A 20255-nucleotide genomic window follows, 5' to 3' on the forward strand; every position below is an offset into this window, starting at 1 on the left:
ATGCCAGAACGAGTCCCCGCAGTTCAGGTGAGGCAGACGCAACGTGACACAGGAAATCCATCACGAACCGCCCTCCAGAACGGGGGTGAACGCCGTGGAACGTGACTACCGCATCGCGCTGTACGCGCTCGGGCTGTCAGCAGTGTTGCTCGTCGCCGCCGGTGCGGTCGTCGCTTCCGGGTTCGCGCCGGGCGCGACGCCGGCTCCGACGCAATCGGACGACGATCCGACCAACGGGACGGACGCGGTTCGGTTCGACCGCGAGTCGGATCAGCAGTACGACGTGACGGTCACCGCGTCCGATAACGGGACCGTCACGTTCGCCTCGGCGACGAGCGGGTGCGGCGGTGTCGTCGCGGTCAACGCGTCCGACGCCGACCGGACCGACGTACAGGTCGATGGAACTACCGTCACCCTGATCGAAGAACACGGCGGCGAGACGTTCGACGGCATCTCCCGCGAGCGGGTCGCCGAACTCGTCTGGGACGCCACATCGGACCGCGCCGAACTGGACGAGTACGATCGCGTGACGGTGCGCGTCAACCAGTACTACGAGAGTATCGATCGGGAACGGCCGCTCGACACCGCCGGCGTCACCGTCCGCCCCTACGAGGACTGTCTGCCGACGGTGCGCGGCGAGATCGATCTCGCCGGCGAGGACGTGACTGTGATTACAACGCTCCCTCCCCTCGACGACATCGAGCTGCGGATCACCGACGGCCTCGGTGTCCTGAACGACGACGAAAGGCGGTTGATCGAGGAGCTAGTCGCCGCGGACGAGGAGGCCAGTTACAACGTCCAGCAACAGTTCAACGACCCCGAACGGCTGAACGCGACCGTGCTGGAGGCGACCAACGACGACCTGGTCGACGTGCGACTCACGACCGCCGGGTCGGACGGGAGCGCGGTCATCGTGACGATCGATCTCAACGACGAGACGGTCGTCAGGTCCTACGCGACACTCGAACTGGACGCCGACGACGTCGTGATGTTCGGGGAAGGTGAGAACGAGACCGTTTCGATGGACGGCGGTGGGACGGTTACGTTTGAGACCGACGAAGACACGTAAATACGCTCCGTTCGTCCCGCGGTACTCGGTTTTCACACCGAACGCGACGGAAACGTGACCTTCGCGACGCCGCGCCCGAGAACGGGTCGATTCTGCAAGTGCTGACCGTTCTCAACCGGCTCGAGTAGGGTACGAGCGGCTCTGTTGAAATCGGGCGACGGTACGTTCCGGAGTGCGTGCGACCACAGAGAGTGGAGTCGGTATCAAAAACACCGTTGAGCCGGGGCGATCGAGCGAACCAGCCGTTCGAGTGGAGCGGAAATAGACCCGTATGATTGTGGTAGAAGAGACACGGTCACGGCCCTCGTAATTATCCCATGTCCCTCCGTGACCGGCGTATCGTCGCTGGTATTGTCGCCGTAGGAGCCGGGGTGGTCTCCCCCCTCCTCGCAGAGGAAGTTCTCGCCCACCGTCTCGGGTTAGAAGGTATGCCCGTATTCTATGGGTTTTTGGCGTTCAGCGCGGTTGGGACGGGTATTGCGGCTCGGTATTGTTCGACGTACTCGTGGAAGTATCTTCTCTTGTATGGTGTGTTAGCTTTCGCCGGTGCATTTTTGACTTTTATTTACATGTTCGGCCAAACACGGGCCTGAGTCCTGCTCCGGACGATGCTTCTTCAATACGTAGAGTCTCTTGGCCTCATCTACCCGCTGTGTGCGTTCCCTATTCGGCAGCGCCGGGTCGGCTCCTCGGCAACTTCAGTAGTTGCGTGACCGATACGGAGGCTGTATGCAGCACGCTCGATCCGTTTCCTGATATATCCGGATGATGCAAATTATCCGATAGGCGTACGGACCGAGCAGGGCACGCTGACTGGATACGCCGTTACTCCGTGAACAGCGATATCAGCCACACGGTTACCGCAGATACGAATAGCACCAGCGTCACAGTCAGGAGGTCTGTGAACACGGGAAGCGTCTTCGGGACACCGGGAACAATGCCAGCGAAGTATGCGACCGTAACACCACAGGCGACAAGGAACGCGACGGTCGTCAGGACCGGAAGCGGTCGCCGACGATGGAGGGTGCTGACGTCCATGTTTGTCACCGCTTCGCCCACTGGTAAATGCCTTCTAGATCGTTTACAGTGTCCGATTCCCCTCGATTGCTCTGCACGTGACAGCGTGTACGATTGCGCCCTCTATTCAGCACATGCTGCCGCAACTAATCCAGTTCTATCAGTAACTGCCTGATCGATACCGGAGGACATCGTCAGCACAAAAGCTATATTTTCTTTAGACAAATTTTAAATTACTTGAGATAGTGTGCTAGTAACCGTCTCGGACAGATTTTAATCGACCCCTCTACGGAAAGCGTATCTATGCCCGATCTTCAGGAATGTATCGATGAATATGCGGCAGAAGTTGAGTATACTGCGCATGCTACCAAGTTCCTACAGTTAGACCGGTGGACGGGTGACAACCCGCTGTTGTTGTTGGCAGATGCAGCGGGGACGACGACCGGTCAAGCATACTTTTCACAGGTGAAGCCCAGCGTCGAAACTTTTCAGACGAAATTTCTTGATACGGGACGGATCAGCTCGTTTAGCGAACTGGCTGACTTGGACCAGCAGAGCCCCGCGTTGACAGAAATCTTTGAAGCTCAGCGGAAACGCCGAGTCCTTATTACTGGAGCTGATACATTCGCTGAAATTGATGCCGAGGATGACTTAGACCGGCTTCAACAGTGGGCGGAAGATGCGGATCCAACTGACTACTCAGAGGAGCGATTCGGCCGGATTAGAGGGGTTGGGCTACGAACATTTCAATACCTTCGGATGATCGCGGGCATCGATACAGTAAAGCCCGATATCCAAGTTCAACGGTTTATCAAAGAACTCTCTGAGACGACTGATACTCCTCATCTTGACGCCTCAACAGACCAAGCCGTGTTGGACAGTTGCCAGTGGATATCTGATAAAACGGACTACCGAATGATCGAACTTGATCAAATCGCATGGTGGTACTTTGCCGATGCTACAGGACGACATGCCGCTGAGACGCTCAATGAGTAATCTCTCTGTACGAGGGACTTTCGTCAACTCATACAGAATGAGTTCTTGACCGATAGGTGCTCTTCAGCAGCGTCTAACATACCTACTCTGCGTTTGTCAGTAGCCACGTGCGAGATACAGAGGGTATCTCTCGCACGTCCCGTCGCTACGCGTCAGCTGTCCGTTCAGCACGAACGATGTATTCGACGTGGTTTAGATAGCCTCTATCAACTCGGAGACGGACTTTACAACTTCGTCCGGTCGGTACGCGAACTCTGTGATTTCGTTCCGCTCGGTGGATCCGGTGAGCACGAGGTAGGTTGTTAGACCGGCCTCTATGCCGGCCACAACGTCCGTGTCCATTCGATCGCCAACCATCGCCGTGGATTCGGAGTGAGCCCCGATCCGGTTCAATCCACTTCGGATCATGATCGGATTGGGCTTGCCGATGGAGTACGGTTCCTTGCCGGTAGCCTTCGTAAGCAACGCGGCGACTGAGCCGGTAGCCGGAAGTGGACCCTCTGGTGAGGGCGCCGTCGCGTCCGGATTCGTAACAACGAACCGAGCTCCTCCGTCAAGTAGACGGACAGCCTCCGTTATGTTCTGAAACGAGTACGTGCGGCTCTCGCCCAGAACGACAAAGTCCGGGTCGGCATCAGTAAGCGTGTAGCCTACATCGTGAAGCGCCGTCTTCAGCCCCGCCTCACCGATGACGAACGCCGACGCTTCCGGCGCTTGGTTCGATAGAAACCGCGCTGTAGCTACAGCTGAGGTCCAGATCCGTTTCTTCGGGACATCAAGTCCGGCTTCTGCGAGGCGAGCCGCTAGGTCGCGCCGAGTGTAGATCGAGTTGTTCGTAAGCACGAGAAACTGCCGCTCCCGCTCCCGGAGGCGATCGATGAACTCCTCGGCTCCGGGAAGAGCGGTTTCCTCGTGCATCAGCACACCATCCATGTCGAGCAACCATGTGTCGTACTGTTCCTGTGCGGTGGACATTCTCCGTGAAATTCCACCGGAAACGACGTGTGCAGTCGACTTGAATATTCGCGACGCGACTCCGTAGTCGGAGATCCAGACGACAGCGCTCGTCGGATGGAATGACATACCGATCGCACTGGCGTAGTTCGCACTCTCCCGACTCGCGCCCCGCATCTCGCACGGCTATCAGAACATCCCTTCGAGCTGGTGGAAATATCGACGGCTGATTCGCAGGATTCGGTGAAGGACCGTTTCAGACCGGAACGTGTTCGAGGAATCGAACGGTACCGAGACCGAATCAGTGACTGTGGCTCGCGGATTGCTCGCCGCGAGAATGCACCGTCCGGGACCCCCGCGAGCTTGCGAGCGGGGGTACGGACGGCGCACGACCGAAGGGAGTTCGCCGAGCGAAGCGAGGCGACCGTCGGCTGACGAAGTCAGCCGGAAGTGCACCGTCCGGGAATTGAACCGGAATCAGACGTGCTCGCACGGCTCGCTGCGCGCGACTGATAGGGTTCAATTCCCCTGCTGATTCCTGCGGCTCACGTCGTTGTTCGCCGCAGGAATGCACCGTCCGGGAATTGAACCCGGGCTATTAGCTTGGGAAGCTAATGTCCTACCACTGGACCAACGGTGCTCGGTCCGAGATATCCGACCGCCATACTTCAACGTAGCGTTTCCGGTGCCGGGAGCCACACGCTTAACAGGCAGCCCCGGCAGTCGACGGCATGCACTCGCAGCCGACCGAAGCCGACGTGGCCGCCGATCCGGAGGCCGTCGAGCGCGTCCGCGAGCGCCGCGACGCGCTGGCCCCCGCGCTCGGCCGGACGTGGACCGACGACGAGCCGTGGCGCCTCCTCACCGACCTCACCGCGATCGGGAGCCGCATGGCCGGCGGCGACGGGGAGCGCCGGGCTGCGGGGGTCGTCGCCGAGGCGTTCGAGCGCGCTGGCCTCGCCGACGTCGACACCGAGCCGTTCGAACTGGACGCGTGGGAGCGCGGGGGCGCCGAGTTGCGGGTCCGGATCCCGAGTCGGAACGGCGAGGGCGGGGCGACCGCCCGCGAGTTCGAGTCGATCGCGCTCCCGTACTCGCCCTCCGGCGAAGTCTCGGGCGAGCTCGTCGACGTCGGGTACGGCACCCCGGCCGAGGTCGACGAGCGCGACGTGGAGGGGCGGATCGCGGTCGCCTCGACGACGACGCCCTCGGGCGGGCGGTTCGTCCACCGGATGGAGAAGTTCGGGTACGCGGTCGACGCGGGCGCGGTCGGCTTCGTCTTCGTCAACCACCTCGACGGGCAGCTTCCGCCGACCGGGTCGCTAACGTTCGGCGGGGAGGCCGACGCGGTCGCCGTCGGCGTCTCCAAGGAGACCGGCGCGTGGCTCCGGGAGTGCGCGGCCGGTGCGGGCGGCGGCCGCGGCGCGGCCGGGACGAGCGGGGCGACGGACGTCGCCGCCGAGGCCGAGATCGCGGTCGAGGCGAGGACCGAGCGCGGGGAGAGCCGGAACGTCGTCGGCCGCGCGGGGCCGGACACCGAGGAGCGGCTCCTGCTGCTCGCGCACTACGACGGCCACGACATCGCCGAGGGGGCGCTCGACAACGGCTGCGGGATCGCGACCGTCGCGACCGCGGCGCGGGTCCTGACCGAGGCCGACCTCCCGATCGGCGTCGACGTCGTTGCCGTCGGCGCCGAAGAGGTCGGGCTGCTCGGCGCGGAACACCTGGCCGAGACGGTCGACCTCGACCGGGTGCGCGGCGTGATCAACGTCGACGGCGCGGGGCGCCACCGCGACCTCGTCGCGCTCGCGCACGCCTCCGACGCGGCCGCGTCGGTCGCGGTGTCTGTGTCGGCCGCGACCCGGCAGCCGATCGCGGTCGACGCGGAGCCGCACCCGTTCTCCGACCAGTGGCCGTTCGTCCGCCGCGGGGTGCCGGCGCTTCAGCTCCACAGCGACTCCGGCGACCGCGGCCGGGGGTGGGGTCACACGCACGCTGACACGCGCGACAAGGTCGACGACCGCAACGTCCGGGAGCACGCGATGCTGACGGCGCTGCTCGTCTGCGAGTTCGCGGCCCCCGAACGCGACGTCCCCCGGCTCGACCGCGACGACCTCGTCCGGGCGTTCCGCGACGCGGACTTCGAGACGGGGATGCGCGCGGCCGACCTCTGGCCCGACGACTGGCCGTAGCGCGTCCCACGAGGTCGACGGGACGGGACGTCACCGGCCGCGTCCGGTCGGCACGTCGGGCGTCGTCCGCTTGTGGGCCGCGGCCCGGTGTCGCGCGAGCAGGTCGGCGGCAGTCTCCTCGTCGACGTCGAGGGACTCGCCTCCCGACAGCCGGGCCGCGATCGTCGCGGCGTCGAGCCCGCGGTCGACCCCGAGCCGGAGCACGCGGTCGATGACCTCGTACGGGGCGCCGAGGTCGTCGGCGTCGCGCTGGCCGGGGAGGAACCCGGCGGTCGGCGGCTTCTCGACGACGAACTCGGGGACGTCGAGCTCGGCCGCGAGGGCGCGGACCTCGGTCTTGTACAGGTGTCCGATCGGGTGCATATCGGCGCCGCCGTCGCCGTGTTTGGTGAAGTAGCCGAGCAGCAGCTCGCTCCGGTTGGCCGTGCCGCAGACGAGCCGGTCCGTCGCGTTGGCGGCGAGGTACGCGAGCGTCATCCGGAGGCGCGCGACCGCGTTACCGGACAATACCGGCTCGTCGTGGAGGTCGAAGCGATCGGGCGCGACGGCGCCGAACTGCGCGAACAGCGAGTGGAGGTGGACCGTGTCGTGGTCGATCCCGAGCGCGCCCGCGAGCGCCTCCGCGTCGCGGGCGTGGTGCGCGCCGACCTTGTTACACGGCAGGATCAGGCCGTAGACGCGGTCGGGACCGAGCGCCTCGACGGCGAGCGCCGCCGTCACCGTGGAGTCGAGCCCGCCGCTCATGTTGACGACGACCCCGTCGGCGCCGGCGGCCGCGACGGCCGATTCGACGAACGAACGGACCCGTTCGCGCTCGTCGCCGGGGTCGCGCGGATCGAGGACGGCGTCGGCGGTCGGTTCGCCGGGGGCCGCTCCGCGCTCGGTCGCCTCGCCGGTCGCGGTCGCGTCTTCGGCGGCGTCCGACCGGATCCCGCCCGCGGCGCGCTCCTCCAGCGCGTCGCCGTCGAAGGCGGGCGATCCGCGCTCACTCATCGCTCCGGACCTCGTTCGGTCGAGCCGTTGCCTCGCGATTCCGCCGGGAGACGGGAGCCGGTACCGCGGGTCGGCGACGCCGCGGTCGCGGTCGATCGCCGGTTCGACGGTTCATATCTACGCGGCGCTTCCGAACGGACGGATAAATACTCACGGTACCAACTGTATAAGGTATTATGCGTATTTCACGGTGTATCGGCACACGTTTCGAAAATAGCTACTGGTATGTATATAAAAACCGATTATAATACTATATTCGTTTCTCCCTCCCGCGCACACTAGAAGTAATTTGTGTTCTATACAAACTCATAGAAAAATTGCGGATGTACGCTAAATTATAAAGTCATTTCGAACCGTATCAAGAGTATAAGGTGCGTAGAAGCAAACGTTTATTCGTCTTAGTATTGTTACTTCGCGTATGACGACGATAGAGCTCACGTCGAGTCAGGAACGCGTGTTGACCGCGCTCGTAAACCTCGCGGAGAACGCCGACCGGCCGGTGTCCGGGAGGGAGATCGCCGAGTCGATCGACCGGAACCCCGGCACGGTTCGGAACCGGATGCAGAGCCTCCGCGACCTCCGGTTGGTCGAGGGGGTCCCGGGCCCCGAGGGCGGGTACGTCCCCACCGACGGCGCCTACGACGCGCTCGGCGTCGAGCGGATGGACGACGCCGAGACCACGCCCGTCGCGGTCGACGGCGACCCAGTGGAGGGGGTGAACGTCGAGGAGATCGACCTCTCCAACGTCGCCGACCCCGAGCTCTGTCGCGCGGAGCTCGTGATCCGCGGGCCGGTCGGTCCCTTCGACGCCGGCGACCGCGTCACCGCGGGGCCGACGCCGGCCGCGAGGCTCCGGATCTCGGGGACCGTCGACGCCACGAACGTCGACGGCAACACGCTCCTGTTGCGGGTCGACGGGATGGAGACGCCCCCGACCGACGGGCCCGACTCGACTGACGCGGCCGACGCGACCGACTCGACTGACGCGGCCGACGCGACCGACCCGACTGACCCGACCGACGCGGCCAACGCGAGCGCGGCCGACTAGGAGGTGTCGCCGTCGCGTCGCTCCGGGGTCGCTCTCCCGCGCCCCGTCGCGATCCGGTCGCGGATCGCTCCCGTCGCCGCGGCGACGTGACGGGCCGTCCGGTACCGCTCGCCGAACGCGACGCGGGCGCTCTCGGCGGCCTCCCGGTCGACGTCGAAGGCGACGCCCTCGTACGCGACGTCCCACAGCACCAGCGGCTCGGGCGGCGCCGGGCCGACGCCGATCTCGCCCGGCACGGGCTCCGGGTCGAGCAGCCGGTCGATCCGGGCCGGCTCGGTGCGTCCCCGGCCGACCGCCCGGACCGCGGCGACGAGCCGCCGGACGAGCGCGCGCGGGAAGCCGCCGGCGGCGACCTCGATCACGAGGAGGTCCCCCTCCCGCGTCGCGCTCGCGGTCAGGTCCCGCACGGTCCCCGCGTCGTCGCTCGTCAGGTTGTGGAAGTCGTGACGGCCCGAGAGCCGGTCGAGGGCGTCGCGAGCCCGGTCGTCGTTCACGGCGTGACGCGGGTCCGCCTCGGGGGTTTCCTCCTCGGGCGCGTAGAGGTGGTACCGGTACGTCCGCCGGGTCGCGTCGTGGGTCGCGTGGAACCCGTCCGGGACGTCGGCGGCCGCCCAGACCCGCACCGGGCCGGGGAGGTGGCCGTTGAACGCCCGGGGGGTGAGCCACGCCGGCGCCTCGAACGCGACCGTCTGCGCGACGGCGGAGACCCCGGCGTCGGTGCGTCCCGCCGCGGCGTACCCGGGCGGCGTCGCGTGCGTCGGCCCGTCGCCGCGGTCGATGACCCCGTGCTCGGCGAGCGCTCGGAGGAGGGTCCCCTCGACGGTCGTCGCGTGGGGCTGTCGCTGGAAGCCGGCGTACTCCCGGCCGTCGTACGCGACCCGGAACGCGCGGGTCGTCGTCACGCCTCGTCGTCCGCCGTCTCGTCGTCTTCCCGCGTCGCCGCCTCGTCCTCCTCTCGCGACGTCGCTTCGTCGTCCTCCCGCGACATCGCCTCGTCGTCCTCTCGCGTCACCGGCTCGTCCCCCTCGTCAGTCATCGGCACGGTGACCACGGGGACGGGGGAGACCCGGACCACCTTCTCGGTGACGCTCCCGAGGAGGACGCGCCGGAGACCGCTGCGAGCGTGGCTCGGCATCACGACGATGTCGGCGCCCGCGTCCGCGATGGCGTTCTCGATGACGTCGACCGGCTCGCCCTGCCGGAGGTCGCCGACGGCGTCGACGCCGGCGGCCTCCAGCTCGGCGGTGACCGCCTCGACGCGCTCCTGGGCCGCGGACTCGACGCGCTCGGCGAAGGCGCCGGCCTGCGGCCCGCGGAGCGTCCGGGCGACCGTGTCGACCGCGCTCACGACGTGGACGGTCGCGTCGTAGCGCTCGGCGAGGCTGGCCGCGTGCGGGACCGCGTCGTTCGCCTCGCCGCCGGGCGCGACGGGGAGGAGGATGTCGTCGTACATACGCGATACTGCTCGGGCCGGGTGCAAAACGATACCGGCCGGAGAGCCGTTCGGGAGGCCGCCGTCGCAGGCCGAGGCCGGACGGCCGACTCGGGCGCCCGACGGCGCCCGCGACGACGCGGATGGGCAGGGTTTTCCGACGCGCGTCCCTCCGAGGCCACATGGCACGAGAGGTTTCCAACCCCGACAACCCGCAGGTGACGCTCCACACCAACCACGGCGACGTCGTCGTCGAGCTGTTCGCCGACCGGGCCCCGAAGACGGTCGAGAACTTCCTCGGACTGGCTCGCCACGACCCCGCCGCGGACGCCGACCCCGCGCGCGGCACGAACACGTGGGAGGACCCCGAGACCGGCGAGGTCCGCGGCGACTCGCTGTACGAGGGGAACGTCTTCCACCGCGTCATCGAGGGGTTCATGATCCAGGGCGGCGACCCGCAGGAGAACGGTCGCGGCGGCCCCGGCTACCAGTTCGACGACGAGTTCCACGACGACCTGACCCACGACGGCCCGGGGATCCTCTCGATGGCGAACTCCGGCCCGGACACGAACGGCTCGCAGTTCTTCATCACGCTGGACGCGACCCCGCACCTGGACGGGAAGCACGCCGTCTTCGGCCAGGTCGTCGACGGGATGGACGTGGTCGAGGAGATCGGCTCGGTGCCGACCGGTCGCAACGACGAGCCCCGCGATACGGTCGAGATCGAACAGGTCGCCGTCGACGAGTAGACGAGCGGGGCGTCACCGTCGACGAGTCGAGCCCGGACGCGACCCGAACCGGCGACTACGCGGTCCGTCGTCCCGGGTTTATATCACCTGATTCTCCAGCTCCGCACCGCCGTCGAGCCGGTCGAGGTTGCCGGCGAGGATCTCGGCGACGCGGTCGTAGTAGTGTGGGGTGTGGCCCGCGTTGTGCGGGGTGATCGTGACGTTCCCGAGCCCCCACAGCGGGTGGTCCTCGGGGAGCGGCTCGGGGTCGGTCACGTCGAGCGCGGCGCCGCGGATCCGGCTGTTCCGGAGCGACGAGACGAGCGCGTCGGTGTCGACGATCGGGCCGCGCGCGATGTTGACGAGCACGGCGTCGGCGCGCATCGTCTTGAGCGCGTCGGCGTCGACGAGCCCCCGCGTCGTCTCGGTGAGCGGACACGCGAGCACCACGTACTCCGCGTCGGCGACCGCCTCGTGGAACTCGTCGAAGCCGTACACCGCGTCGGCCGGGCCGCCCTTCTCCGGGGAGTACCGGACGCCGACCGCCTCGACGTCGAACGGCTCCAGCCGGTCGAGGATCGCCTGCCCGATGGCGCCGAGCCCGACGACGGCGACCGTCGAGCCGTACACCTCGGTCGTCTCGTAGGTGCGCCACTCCCGCTCCGCCTTCTGGCGCTGCGCGCGCGGCCACTGCCGGGCGTGGGTGATCATCGAGCCGAGGACGTACTCCGCGATGTTGGGCTTATGTACGCCCGAGGCGTTGGTCACGGCGACGCCGCGGCCTGCGAGTGCGTCGCGCGGGAGGTGCCCGGTCCCGGCGAACACGCAGGCGAACAGCTCCAGCTCCTCGGCCGCGGCCAGCAGCTCCTCGTCGATGTCGAGCCCGACCGCGACGCGGGCGGTCGCGATCAGCTCCCGCTCCTCCGCCGGCGTCCGCGCCAGCGCGACGTCGCGGTCCGGGAGCCGCTCGCGGAGCGACGCGGCGAGGTCCGACGCGTCCGATCCGTGGATCGTCTGCCGCAACACGAGTACGTCTGGGTCGCTCATGGCGGGTGACTCGGCGCGACGGTTATAAAGAGTGCCCGTGCGGCGAGGGGTGCCGGATTCGGCGCGCGAGGCGGCAGCCGGCGCTCCGGCGAGGTCGGCCCCCTCTGCTCGTTCCGGCTCTCGGCTACTCCAGCGCCGCGTCGAACGCGGCCTGCAGGTCGGCCGTCATGTCGTCGACGTGTTCGAGCCCGACGGAGACGCGGACGAGCCCGTCCGTGAGCCCCGCCGCGAGGCGCTCCTCGCGCGGGATCGCGGCGTGGGTCATTGCGGCCGGCTGCTCGATGAGGCTCTCGACGCCGCCGAGCGACTCCGCGAGCGTGAACACCTCCGTCTCGCTCACGACGGTCGAGGCCTGGTCGAGGGTGCCGTCGAACTCGAAGGAGAGCATGCCGCCGAACGCGTCCATCTGCTCGGCCGCGAGCTCGTGGTCCGGGTGGCTCTCCAGCCCGGGGTAGTAGACGCGGCTCACGTCGTCGTGCGACTCCAGCCACTCCGCCAGCGCCGCCGCGTTCTCGCAGTGGCGGTCCATCCGCACCGGGAGCGTCTTCGTCCCCCGGAGCACGAGGAAGGCGTCGAACGGGCCGGGGGTCGCGCCCACCGAGTTCTGGTAGAAGCCGAGCCGCTCGTCGAGCCCGTCGTCGTCCACGATCAGCGCGCCGCCGATCGTGTCGGAGTGGCCCCCGAGGTACTTCGTCAGGGACTGGCAGACGATGTCGGCACCGTGTTCGAGCGGGCGCTGGAGATAGGGGGTCGCGAACGTGTTGTCGACCGCGCAGAGCGCGTCGTTCGCGTGGGCGATCTCCGCGAGCGCCCCGATGTCGTTGACGTTCATCAGGGGGTTCGTCGGCGTCTCGACCCACACCAGCTCCGTCTCCTCGCGCATCGCGTCCCGGACCGTGTCGTGGTCGGTGGTGTCGACGAAGCTGGTGTCGACGTCGTACTCGTCGTACACCTGCGTGAGGATGCGGTGGGTGCCGCCGTACACGTCGTCGCCGGCGACGACGTGGTCGCCCGCGGACAACAGGTTCAGGACGGTGTTTATCGCTCCCATCCCCGACGAGAAGCAGCGCGCGTGACTCCCCGACTCCAGCGACGCGAGGTTCGCCTCCAGGTCGGTCCGGGTCGGGTTCCCGGTTCGGCTGTACTCGTACCCGCGGTGGTCGCCCGGCGCGTCCTGCTCGTACGTGGAGTTCGCGTGGATCGGCGTCATCAGCGCGCCGGTCTCGGGGTCCGGCTCCTGGCCGGCGTGGATCGCGCGGGTCTCGAAACGAGGGTCGTCGGACTGGTCGCTCATACCCGGGCGTCGTCGCCGAGCGCCGTGATTCTTCCCCTTCGGAGAGGACGTCGCGAAAACGTCGGAGCGGAGGCCGTGGGAACACCGGGACGGAGGCCGCGAGAACGGCGCCGCCGCTGGCGACGCGGATCCGCGAGAAGTGCTCGGTCAGGGATTTGAACCCTGGTCGTCGGCTGACTTCCGAACCGGCGCGCCGTCGCGCCGCGTCCGTCGAAAGGCCAACATGATTGGCCGGACTACACCAACCGAGCGTAAGCGACGCTTACGTCGCGTCCGATTTAACTCTTCTTAACTCCCGCCGGTGTGGGAGTCGTCGGCGGAGGGCCGGTCGCACGATCCGCAGGATCGGAGCGCCCGCCGAACGATTCGGAGCGTCAACCCCGTTGAACGACCCGGAGCGTCGACCCCGACGAACGCCTTCGAACCCCGTCAATCGGGTGCGAGAGATCGAACTATTTTTGATATATAGAACTATATAAACTCATCAATTTGACCCGATCAGATCCGAATCAATCCCTCAGATCAGACCCGAAACGCGCGAAATAAGGGTTTGAGGGCTTTCACTGGGTCGTACTTGGGGTATATATTTTGGATACATTTAAGTGAGATCGTGTGTGATACCGAGCTATGGAAACGAGGAAGGTGCAGGTCACCGGCGGCTCGACGTACACCGTCTCGATCCCGAAGACGTGGGCGACCGAGAACGACGTGGAGGCCGGCACCGAGATCGAGTTCTTCCCCGACGGCGACTCGCTGTTCCTCACGCCGCGGTCGGAGGAGGAGCGCACCCGCGGGAGCCTCGACGTCACCGACCTCTCGGGGCAGGCGCTCATGCGCGCGGTGACCACGATGTACGTCAGCGGGTTCGACGTCATCGAGCTGGAGGGCGTCGAGATCACCACCGAGCAGCGCTCCACGATCCGCGAGGCGGTCCAGAGCCTCGTCGGGCTGGAGGTGTTAGAGGAGACCCGCGACCGCGTCGTCATTCAGGACCTGCTCGACTCCTCCGAGCTGTCGATCCACAACGCCGTCACCCGGATGCGGCTGATCTCGCTGTCGATGCTGGAGGACGCGCTCGCCGCGCTCTCCGAGCTCGACCACGACCTCGCCCGGGACGTGATCGGTCGCGACGACGACCTCGACCGGCTGTGGCTCGTCGTCTCCCGGATCTTCCGGGCGACGCTGCGCACGCCGAAGGCGGCCGAGGAGCTCGGGCTCCCGCGCGAGGAGTGTTTCGACTACCACTCCAGCGCCCGCCAGTTGGAGCGGATCGGCGACCACGCGACGAAGATCGGCCACCTGACGCTCAACATCGAGGAGCCGCTCCCCGACGAGGTCGTCGAGGCGGTCAACGGGCTCCACGCCGACGCGGTCGAGGTGATCGACACCGCGATGGACGCGCTGTTCGCCGACGAGAGCGACGAGGCGACGCGGCTCGCGAACGAGGCGCGCACCGGCGTCAGGGCGATCGACGAGCGCGTCCGCGCCATCGACGAGCTCCTCCGCGACCTGGACCCGGCCCGCGCGCAGCTGCTCGGGCTCGTCGTCGACTCCGTGCTCCGGTCGGCCGACTACGGCGGCAACGTCGCCGAGACGGCCCTCCAGAAGGCCGCGCCGACGCCGTGAGTCGGGTGGGTTTTTCACCGTCCCGTCCCGAGCCTCGCGCATGCCTGAGATAGAACTCGGAGTGCCGCGGGGAGTCGTCGAGTCGCTGCCGGAGGAGGACGGCACCGCCGAGCAGGACATGCGGCGCGCCATCGCCGGGATCCAGTCGCGGATCAACGAGGAGATCGAGGGCGCCGAGCCGGCCGAGGCGGCCGAGGTGGTCGCCGACGCGGTCGAGCGGATGGAGTCGCAGGCGAGCACGTACCACGAGTTCGTGCCCGAACTGCGCGCCTGGGGCCAGTCGCCCATCTACGCGATCGCGTGGCGGAACCTCTACGTGGAGCTGATCGGCCAGCTGTACGAGCACGAGTGGCTCGGCGACGAGCTGGGCCGCGAGCGTAACTTCCGGCTCGTCGAGGACGGGATCCGGCTGTCGGACCTGTAGGCGGTTCGCCGCGTTCCGCGGGGTCGATCCGACCCCGGGACCGATCCGACCTCGGAGCCGATTTGACCTGGACGTTCCGGCTCGGGGCCGCAGCGATATCCGCGGCCGCCTCTTTTTAACCCGCGGGCGCCCGATACACGCGTATGGAACTGGAACTGCGGTTCTTCGCGACGTTTCGCGAGGCCGCCGGCGGGAAGGTCGTCGAGTCGGAGTTCGCCGACGGGTCGAGCGTCGGCGAGGTGTTACTGGAGCTGGAGTCGGAGTACGAGGAGATGGCCGGTCGGCTCATCGTCGACGGCGGTCTCGCCCCGCAGATCAACGTGTTGAAGAACGGCCGCGAGGTGCTCCACCTCGACGGGTTGGAGACGACGCTGGAGGACGGCGACCGCCTCTCGGTGTTCCCGCCGGTGGCGGGCGGCGCATGACCGCCGACGGGGACGTGGACGGCGCCGAGGCCGCGGTCGACTTCCCGCCCGCGGAGGCGGGCTGGGAGCGCGAGACGGTCGTCTACCGCGGGATCTCGCGACGGCTGGCGGCCCACTACCTCGTCAACCTCGGCGGCGAGCTCGTCGGGACGGACGACCCGGCGGAGGCGACCCGCGTGGACGGCGACGGGTGGCGCGTCGCGCTCAGTGCGGAGACAGTGACGGCCGCGGCCGCGATCCGGCTCACCGAGGTGACCGCGGCGTTCGTCGGCGACCCGGAGGCGCTCGCGGAGCTCCTCCCGAAGTACCGGCAGAAGGCGATGCGAGCCGGCGGCTGATGACAGACGACGAGGGACGGCCGGGCGCGGGGTCGGCCGCGCCCGCCGACGGGTACCCGATCGACGGCACCGCGCTGGTGAAGACGGCGGCGCTCGCGAGCGTCCCCGCCGAGCGGCTCCCCGCCCTCCTCGCCCGCGTGCAGGCGGACCTCGGGCCGCGGATCGACGACTACCGCCGGCGGTACGAGCGCATCGCGGTCGAGCCGGAGCGCGAGACGTTCCTCGTGGAGCCCGACCACTGGGCGGGCGTCGGAGAGCGGCTCGGGCTCACGGACCGCGAGCGCGACGCCGTCGCCCGCGCCCACGAGACGGCGGTCGAGCGCGCCGGGTCGGGCCGGACGACGCGCGAGGAGTTCGAGACCGCGCTGGAGATCCGGTCGGGCGTCGTGATCGGCGTCGACGGCGGCGAGCGCGACGACGCCCCGGGTGAGACCGACCGCGACGAGGCGTGACCACCGACCGGCCGCGACCGACGCCTTTTCGGCGCCCCGCGCGGACGTGCCGCCATGCGACTCGCACGCCTGCTCACGCCGGACGGACCGGTCTCCGGACGCTACGAGGACGGGACGATCGTCGCCGACGACGGCCGCTACGAGGTCGGTCGCGACGGGCGGCTCCTCCCGCCCTGCGACCCGAGCGCGCTCTACTGCGTCGGGCGGAACTACGCCGAGACCCTCGACCAGATGGAGTACGAGCGCCCCGAGGAGCCCGACTTCTTCGTCAAGCCGCCGGCGAGCCTGCTCGCGCACGGCGAGCCGATCGCGTACCCCGAGTGGACCGACGAGCTGACGTACGCCGGCGAGCTGGTCGCCGTCGTCGACGAGCGCTGTCGGGACCTCGATCCGGAGGACGTTCCAGATGTCGTCCGCGGGTACACGATCATGAACGACGTCGACGCGCTCGACCAGCAGGGCCGGACCGCGCGGAAGGCGTTCGACGGCTCCGGGCCCCTCGGCCCGTGGATCGAGACCGACGTCGACCCGACGAACCTCGACATCTCGACGACGGTCGGCGGCGAGCAGCGCCAGGACGCGAACACCGAGCTGATGCTGTTCGGCCCCCACGAGATCGTCTCGTACCTCTCCGAGCGGTTCACGTTCGAACCCGGCGACTGCGTCGCCTTCGGCAGCCCGGCGAACCCGGGGCTCGTCGAGCCCGGCGAGCGCGTCGATATCACCTACGAGGGCGTCGGGACGCTGTCGAATCAGGTGATTGACGAGGCGTAACTGACGGTTTATTTTCAAACGAGCGTGCGGTGGCGCGTGCCTCTGAGCGCCCACCGGGCGCGAAGAGCGCGCGCGAGGGAGTCGCTGGCTCCCGAAGCGAAGCGGAGGGTGCCAGCGACGAGGCTGGGGAGGTGTGAGGTGCGGTGCTGTGCGGTTGGGTGGGACTCAAAGGGGCAGCCGCGTGGGGCACGGAGGCGACGCAAGCACCGCAGGGAGCGAACGGAGTGAGCGACCGAGGAGCGCAGCGAGCGTGCGTGCCCCACGCGGCTGGGGCTTTGGAGGTGTTCGCCGACGATCTCTCAGTGAGCGATTATAACCGAGCGGCTGGGGCTTTGGAGGCCTTCACCGTCGATCTGTGTTGGAGTATTACAAGCGAGCCGCCGGAGAGTCGGAGAGGCTAGTCGTGCCAGCGACGGCAACGAAATATAAACTGATTACGAGTGAACCGAGAAAAGGGGGACCCGCGGAATTCGATTAGTCCGGATTCTTCAACGGCTGTTTCTCCCCGTACGTCAGCGTCCGCCAGACCCACTCGACGGGGCCGAACCGATAGCGCCTGAGCCACGCCACGGACAACACCACCTGCACGACCCAGATCGCCAGGACGATCCCGTACTGCTCGACGCGGGTCACGGACCCGAACAGGCCGAGGCCGTGGCCGTAGAAGATCGAGGTCGCGAGCACGGTCTGGAGCAGGTAATTGGTGAAGGCGGTCCGGCCGACCGCGGCGAAGGTCCGCGTCACCGGGCCGTCCGGGCGTCGCTTCGCGTACAGCGTGACGAGCCCGAGGTAGCCGCCGGCGACGAGGAGGCTCCCCCAGTAGTTGAACTGGCGCCAGTACAGCGCCGCGCCCGCGCTCCAGTCGTTGGCCTCGATGTAGGCGACGCCGGCGACGACGACCGCGACGCCGACGACGCCGCCGGCGACGAGTCCCTTATACACCCGCGCCGAGCGCTCGCCGGTCAGCACGCCCCAGCGATACAGGGCCATCCCGAGCAGCATCACGCCGCCGACGCGCCAGAAGCTGGAGCCGATGAAGCCGGTCGTCTGCCGCTGGAGGGAGGCGTCGACGCGGTGGTCCATCTGCTCCAGCCAGCCGCCCCGGTAGGTCGCCACCTCCTGACGCAGCGCGGCCTCGCTCGGCGCCCACTGCGCCGCGATCGCGTCGCCGCCGATGCTGACGGCGGCGAACAGCTCGGTGGCCGGGACGAACAGGAGGAAGACCACGCCGAGTGCCGCGAGCTGTTTCGCCTCCCAGTCGCGGAGCGCGATCAGGAACAGCCCGGTGAAGCCGTAGGCGACGAGGATGTCGCCGTACCACAGCAGGTAGGCGTGCATGAGCCCGATCGCGATGAGGACCGCGGTCCGGCGGTAGTGGAGCCGGACCGCGTCCTGGCCCTTCTCCTCCTTGCTCTCGACGAACAGGAGGATTCCGGCGCCGAACAGCGCCGAGAACAGCGTGATGAGCTTCGACTGCGCGAACACGTGGCCGGCGAACCACGCCCAGTAGTTCGCGCCGGTGAAATCGCCGTAGACGGCCCCGTCGGCGTAGACGGTGGGGTTCAGCAGCGACGCCTCCGGCATCGCGAACACCCAGACGTTGATGACCAGGATTCCGAGGAGGGCGAACCCTCTGAGCGCGTCGAGGCTGACGATCCGTTCGGAGGGCGGCGTCGGGCCGGCGTCGCGTGTCACGGATTGGTTCCGAGGAGGGACCGGAGGACCGAATAGGTTCGGATAGGCGCGGACCGCGGGACGACCGCAGGGCGGAGCGGCCGCACGCCGGACCGGGACGCGACCCGCTCAGTCCAGGCGGACGGCCTCGCCGCGCTCGGAGGACCGGTAGATCGCGTCGATGACGCGCTGGACGGAGAGCGCCTCGTCGACCGTGTTGATCTCGGGCGCCTCGCCCGCCGCGACCGCGTCGAGGAACGTCGCCTGCTCGGCGGCGTGGGCGTCGCCCTCGCGGGTCGCTATCTCGGTGTCGGAGAAGTGGTGCCGGTCGCCGTCGAACGCGCGCGCCTCGTGGATCGTGAGCTCGTCGCTGCCGCGGTCGAACGTCGCGCCCGCCTCGGTCCCGCGGATCACGAACTCGTCGTTCGTCGGGCGGTTCGTCGCCCAGGCGACCTCCAGCGAGACCGTGTTGCCGTCGGCGTCGCGGAGGAACGCCGACGCGGAGTCCTCCACGTCGAACCCCTCGGCCCCGTCGTCGTCGCCCCACATGTGGACGTACGCGTAGTCGTCGCGCCCCCCGAACTCCGAGCGCGTCTCGCCCGACACCTCGACGATCTCCGGGTGGTCGAGGAAGTACAGCGCCAGGTCGATCGCGTGGACGCCGATGTCGATGAGGGCGCCGCCGCCGGCGACCTCGCCGGAGGTGAACCACGAGCCGCGACCGGGGACCCCGCGGCGCCGGACGTAGTTCGCCTCGACGTGCGTCGTCTCGCCGAACCGCCCCTCCTCCTGGTACCCCTTGATCACCCGGACCGGCTCCGCGAACCGGTTGTTGAACCCGACCATGCAGAACCCCTCGGCGTCGCGGGCGGCCGCGGCGATGCGCTCCGCGCTCTCGACCGTGTGCGCGAGCGGCTTCTCCAGGAGCACGTCGAGGCCGGCCTCGAGCGCCGAGACGGCGTACTCCTCGTGAAAGCGGTTCGGCGTCGTGATCAGGACGGCGTCGCACTCCTCGTAGAGGGCTTCCTCGCTCTCGTGGGCGTGGACGCCGAACTCCTCGTGGAACCGACGCCGGGCGTCGGGGTCGATGTCCATACCGCCGACGAGGTCCGCGCCGCGCTCGGTCAGCTTCGTCGCGTGGTGGGTCCCGATCCCGCCGAGGCCGACGATCCCGACGGCGACGTCGTTCGCGTGAGTCATAACTCGGATTCACAACGAAAGTTGTTAAGGTTCACGCTCCGGCGCACGGCGCGATTTCGACTCCCGGCGGAACGCTAGGCCGTGTTCGGCCGCCGGGCGACCGCGGCTCAGAGGAGGGCGAGGAGCGCGTCGATCAGCTCGATCACCCCGTCGAGCGACTCCGCGCCGCCTCCGAGAGCTCCGTCGCCCGGCGCGAGCCGTCGAATTCGGTCGGACTCGCGGCTCCAGACGAAGCCGCCGACCAGCCATCCGCCGGCGAGCAACGAGACCGCCGCGAGCAGTCGCGACACCGCGAGCAGCCGCACGACGAGGGGGAACAGCAGCACCAGTACCGCCCCGGCGACGGCGTAGGTGACGGCCGAGCGCAGCGGCGCCGCGAGCGCCAGTTCGACCGTCCCGGTCCCCATGAGGAGCGCGGTCCCCCCGACCCCGAGCAGCAGCGTCCCCCAGACGATCGCCCCGAGCAGCCGCACCCGCCCCCCATACCCGGAGTCGGCGGCTCCCGGCACGTCGTCGTGGACCCACGGATTGCGCATACCGGATCTCGCCCCTCGGCCCGTATATATCTCGCT

21 protein-coding genes, 2 tRNA genes and 1 pseudogene are annotated in these 20255 nt (G+C 68.1%); 12 read left to right on the forward strand and 12 right to left on the reverse strand.

Annotation, left to right across the window (positions count from 1 at the left end):
* Nucleotides 1-94 precede the first annotated feature (94 nt).
* Both NO900_RS06395 and NO900_RS06400 read left to right on the forward strand, forming a co-directional pair.
* The gene (locus NO900_RS06395; RefSeq protein ID WP_256408379.1) at nt 95-1069 is read left to right on the forward strand and encodes a hypothetical protein; all 975 of its coding nucleotides are present in this window, start codon (nt 95-97) and stop codon (nt 1067-1069) included.
* Nucleotides 1070-1386: 317 nt separating this feature from the next.
* Nucleotides 1387-1662, forward strand: a complete 276-nt coding sequence (locus NO900_RS06400) for a hypothetical protein (RefSeq protein WP_256408380.1) — start codon at nt 1387-1389, stop codon at nt 1660-1662.
* A gap of 232 nt (nt 1663-1894) precedes the next feature.
* Here NO900_RS06400 and NO900_RS06405 read toward each other — a convergent pair whose 3' ends face one another.
* A complete protein-coding gene (locus tag NO900_RS06405; protein ID WP_256408381.1) occupies nt 1895-2107 on the reverse strand; it encodes a hypothetical protein in 213 nt (70 codons plus the stop codon).
* Nucleotides 2108-2389: 282 nt separating this feature from the next.
* On the opposite strand from NO900_RS06405, the gene NO900_RS06410 reads away from it, so the two are divergent.
* Nucleotides 2390-3082 carry a hypothetical protein gene (locus NO900_RS06410; RefSeq protein WP_256408382.1) on the forward strand — a complete coding sequence of 231 codons (693 nt, stop codon included), beginning with the start codon at nt 2390-2392 and terminating at the stop codon, nt 3080-3082.
* Between the two features lie 192 nt (nt 3083-3274).
* Here the strand turns inward: NO900_RS06410 and NO900_RS06415 are convergent, their stop codons facing one another.
* Nucleotides 3275-4057, reverse strand: coding sequence for an HAD-IIA family hydrolase (locus tag NO900_RS06415; RefSeq protein ID WP_256408383.1), 783 nt, complete (start codon nt 4055-4057; stop codon nt 3275-3277).
* A gap of 548 nt (nt 4058-4605) precedes the next feature.
* Nucleotides 4606-4676 (reverse strand) — tRNA-Gly (locus NO900_RS06420).
* 91 nt (nt 4677-4767) lie between these two features.
* Here NO900_RS06420 and NO900_RS06425 point away from each other — a divergent pair.
* Nucleotides 4768-6228 (forward strand): M28 family metallopeptidase, encoded by a 1461-nt coding sequence (locus NO900_RS06425; protein ID WP_256408384.1) that lies wholly within the window; start codon nt 4768-4770, stop codon nt 6226-6228.
* Nucleotides 6229-6258: 30 nt separating this feature from the next.
* On the opposite strand, the gene nadE is transcribed toward NO900_RS06425, so the two are convergent.
* Nucleotides 6259-7221, reverse strand: a complete 963-nt coding sequence (gene nadE / locus NO900_RS06430) for an NAD(+) synthase (protein ID WP_256408385.1) — start codon at nt 7219-7221, stop codon at nt 6259-6261.
* A gap of 418 nt (nt 7222-7639) precedes the next feature.
* On the opposite strand from nadE, the pseudogene NO900_RS06435 reads away from it, so the two are divergent.
* Nucleotides 7640-8152: pseudogene (locus tag NO900_RS06435) on the forward strand (Rrf2 family transcriptional regulator); the annotation flags it as partial.
* Between the two features lie 113 nt (nt 8153-8265).
* Here NO900_RS06435 and truA read toward each other — a convergent pair.
* Together truA and NO900_RS06445 are read right to left on the reverse strand one after the other, a co-directional pair.
* Nucleotides 8266-9171, reverse strand: coding sequence for a tRNA pseudouridine(38-40) synthase TruA (truA, locus tag NO900_RS06440; RefSeq protein WP_256408386.1), 906 nt, complete (start codon nt 9169-9171; stop codon nt 8266-8268).
* Entirely contained in the window at nt 9168-9722 is a 555-nt protein-coding gene (locus tag NO900_RS06445) for a universal stress protein (RefSeq protein ID WP_256408387.1), read from the reverse strand. Before NO900_RS06445 ends, truA begins: the two co-directional genes overlap by 4 nt.
* 161 nt (nt 9723-9883) lie before the next feature.
* On the opposite strand from NO900_RS06445, the gene NO900_RS06450 reads away from it, so the two are divergent.
* Complete coding sequence (locus NO900_RS06450; RefSeq protein WP_256408388.1) at nt 9884-10450, forward strand: peptidylprolyl isomerase; 567 nt, start codon at nt 9884-9886, stop codon at nt 10448-10450.
* Nucleotides 10451-10528: 78 nt separating this feature from the next.
* Here the strand turns inward: NO900_RS06450 and NO900_RS06455 are convergent, their stop codons facing one another.
* The 3 genes from NO900_RS06455 to NO900_RS06465 all read right to left on the reverse strand — a co-directional run bounded on the left by NO900_RS06455 (nt 10529) and on the right by NO900_RS06465 (nt 13021).
* A complete protein-coding gene (locus tag NO900_RS06455) occupies nt 10529-11476 on the reverse strand; it encodes a D-2-hydroxyacid dehydrogenase (RefSeq protein ID WP_256408389.1) in 948 nt (315 codons plus the stop codon).
* A 124-nt stretch (nt 11477-11600) separates the two neighbouring features.
* Nucleotides 11601-12770 (reverse strand): cystathionine gamma-synthase, encoded by a 1170-nt coding sequence (locus NO900_RS06460; protein ID WP_256408390.1) that lies wholly within the window; start codon nt 12768-12770, stop codon nt 11601-11603.
* A 140-nt stretch (nt 12771-12910) separates the two neighbouring features.
* Nucleotides 12911-13021 (reverse strand) — tRNA-Glu (locus NO900_RS06465).
* A gap of 376 nt (nt 13022-13397) precedes the next feature.
* Between NO900_RS06465 and NO900_RS06470 the strand changes: the two genes are divergently transcribed.
* From NO900_RS06470 to NO900_RS06495, 6 genes are all read left to right on the forward strand, one after another.
* Nucleotides 13398-14396 (forward strand): phosphate signaling complex PhoU family protein, encoded by a 999-nt coding sequence (locus NO900_RS06470; protein WP_256408391.1) that lies wholly within the window; start codon nt 13398-13400, stop codon nt 14394-14396.
* A gap of 40 nt (nt 14397-14436) precedes the next feature.
* Nucleotides 14437-14820 carry a DUF7971 family protein gene (locus NO900_RS06475; protein WP_256408392.1) on the forward strand — a complete coding sequence of 128 codons (384 nt, stop codon included), beginning with the start codon at nt 14437-14439 and terminating at the stop codon, nt 14818-14820.
* Between the two features lie 143 nt (nt 14821-14963).
* Nucleotides 14964-15245, forward strand: coding sequence for a ubiquitin-like small modifier protein 1 (locus NO900_RS06480; RefSeq protein ID WP_256408393.1), 282 nt, complete (start codon nt 14964-14966; stop codon nt 15243-15245).
* Nucleotides 15242-15583 carry a MoaD-like domain-containing protein gene (locus NO900_RS06485; protein ID WP_256408394.1) on the forward strand — a complete coding sequence of 114 codons (342 nt, stop codon included), beginning with the start codon at nt 15242-15244 and terminating at the stop codon, nt 15581-15583. Before NO900_RS06480 ends, NO900_RS06485 begins: the two co-directional genes overlap by 4 nt.
* Nucleotides 15583-16035: a DUF8048 family protein gene (locus tag NO900_RS06490; RefSeq protein WP_256408395.1), complete on the forward strand. Its 453-nt coding sequence runs from the start codon at nt 15583-15585 to the stop codon at nt 16033-16035. Before NO900_RS06485 ends, NO900_RS06490 begins: the two co-directional genes overlap by 1 nt.
* 54 nt (nt 16036-16089) lie before the next feature.
* A complete protein-coding gene (locus NO900_RS06495; RefSeq protein WP_256408396.1) occupies nt 16090-16809 on the forward strand; it encodes a fumarylacetoacetate hydrolase family protein in 720 nt (239 codons plus the stop codon).
* A gap of 474 nt (nt 16810-17283) precedes the next feature.
* Here NO900_RS06495 and NO900_RS06500 read toward each other — a convergent pair whose 3' ends face one another.
* The 3 genes from NO900_RS06500 to NO900_RS06510 form a co-directional block, all read right to left on the reverse strand.
* A complete protein-coding gene (locus tag NO900_RS06500; RefSeq protein WP_256408397.1) occupies nt 17284-18504 on the reverse strand; it encodes a DUF418 domain-containing protein in 1221 nt (406 codons plus the stop codon).
* Nucleotides 18505-18612: 108 nt separating this feature from the next.
* Nucleotides 18613-19683, reverse strand: a complete 1071-nt coding sequence (locus NO900_RS06505) for a Gfo/Idh/MocA family protein (RefSeq protein ID WP_256408398.1) — start codon at nt 19681-19683, stop codon at nt 18613-18615.
* Nucleotides 19684-19790: 107 nt separating this feature from the next.
* On the reverse strand, nt 19791-20219 hold the full coding sequence (locus NO900_RS06510; RefSeq protein WP_256408399.1) for a hypothetical protein: 429 nt from the start codon (nt 20217-20219) through the stop codon (nt 19791-19793).
* Between the last annotated feature and the right edge of the window lie 36 nt (nt 20220-20255).

It is taken from the genome of Halorubrum rutilum (assembly GCF_024494565.1).

Excerpts from the sequence above, each read along its gene's own strand:
- NO900_RS06400 (WP_256408380.1), top strand. The coding sequence starts at position 1,387 with ATGTCCCTCCGTGACCGGCGTATCGTCGCTGGTATTGTCGCCGTAGGA.
- NO900_RS06405 (WP_256408381.1), bottom strand. The coding sequence starts at position 2,107 with ATGGACGTCAGCACCCTCCATCGTCGGCGACCGCTTCCGGTCCTGACG.
- NO900_RS06410 (WP_256408382.1), top strand. The coding sequence starts at position 2,390 with ATGCCCGATCTTCAGGAATGTATCGATGAATATGCGGCAGAAGTTGAG.
- NO900_RS06415 (WP_256408383.1), bottom strand. The coding sequence starts at position 4,057 with ATGTCCACCGCACAGGAACAGTACGACACATGGTTGCTCGACATGGAT.
- NO900_RS06425 (WP_256408384.1), top strand. The coding sequence starts at position 4,768 with ATGCACTCGCAGCCGACCGAAGCCGACGTGGCCGCCGATCCGGAGGCC.
- nadE (WP_256408385.1), bottom strand. The coding sequence starts at position 7,221 with ATGAGTGAGCGCGGATCGCCCGCCTTCGACGGCGACGCGCTGGAGGAG.
- NO900_RS06445 (WP_256408387.1), bottom strand. The coding sequence starts at position 9,722 with ATGTACGACGACATCCTCCTCCCCGTCGCGCCCGGCGGCGAGGCGAAC.
- NO900_RS06450 (WP_256408388.1), top strand. The coding sequence starts at position 9,884 with ATGGCACGAGAGGTTTCCAACCCCGACAACCCGCAGGTGACGCTCCAC.
- NO900_RS06455 (WP_256408389.1), bottom strand. The coding sequence starts at position 11,476 with ATGAGCGACCCAGACGTACTCGTGTTGCGGCAGACGATCCACGGATCG.
- NO900_RS06460 (WP_256408390.1), bottom strand. The coding sequence starts at position 12,770 with ATGAGCGACCAGTCCGACGACCCTCGTTTCGAGACCCGCGCGATCCAC.
- NO900_RS06470 (WP_256408391.1), top strand. The coding sequence starts at position 13,398 with ATGGAAACGAGGAAGGTGCAGGTCACCGGCGGCTCGACGTACACCGTC.
- NO900_RS06475 (WP_256408392.1), top strand. The coding sequence starts at position 14,437 with ATGCCTGAGATAGAACTCGGAGTGCCGCGGGGAGTCGTCGAGTCGCTG.
- NO900_RS06480 (WP_256408393.1), top strand. The coding sequence starts at position 14,964 with ATGGAACTGGAACTGCGGTTCTTCGCGACGTTTCGCGAGGCCGCCGGC.
- NO900_RS06485 (WP_256408394.1), top strand. The coding sequence starts at position 15,242 with ATGACCGCCGACGGGGACGTGGACGGCGCCGAGGCCGCGGTCGACTTC.
- NO900_RS06490 (WP_256408395.1), top strand. The coding sequence starts at position 15,583 with ATGACAGACGACGAGGGACGGCCGGGCGCGGGGTCGGCCGCGCCCGCC.
- NO900_RS06495 (WP_256408396.1), top strand. The coding sequence starts at position 16,090 with ATGCGACTCGCACGCCTGCTCACGCCGGACGGACCGGTCTCCGGACGC.
- NO900_RS06505 (WP_256408398.1), bottom strand. The coding sequence starts at position 19,683 with ATGACTCACGCGAACGACGTCGCCGTCGGGATCGTCGGCCTCGGCGGG.
- NO900_RS06510 (WP_256408399.1), bottom strand. The coding sequence starts at position 20,219 with ATGCGCAATCCGTGGGTCCACGACGACGTGCCGGGAGCCGCCGACTCC.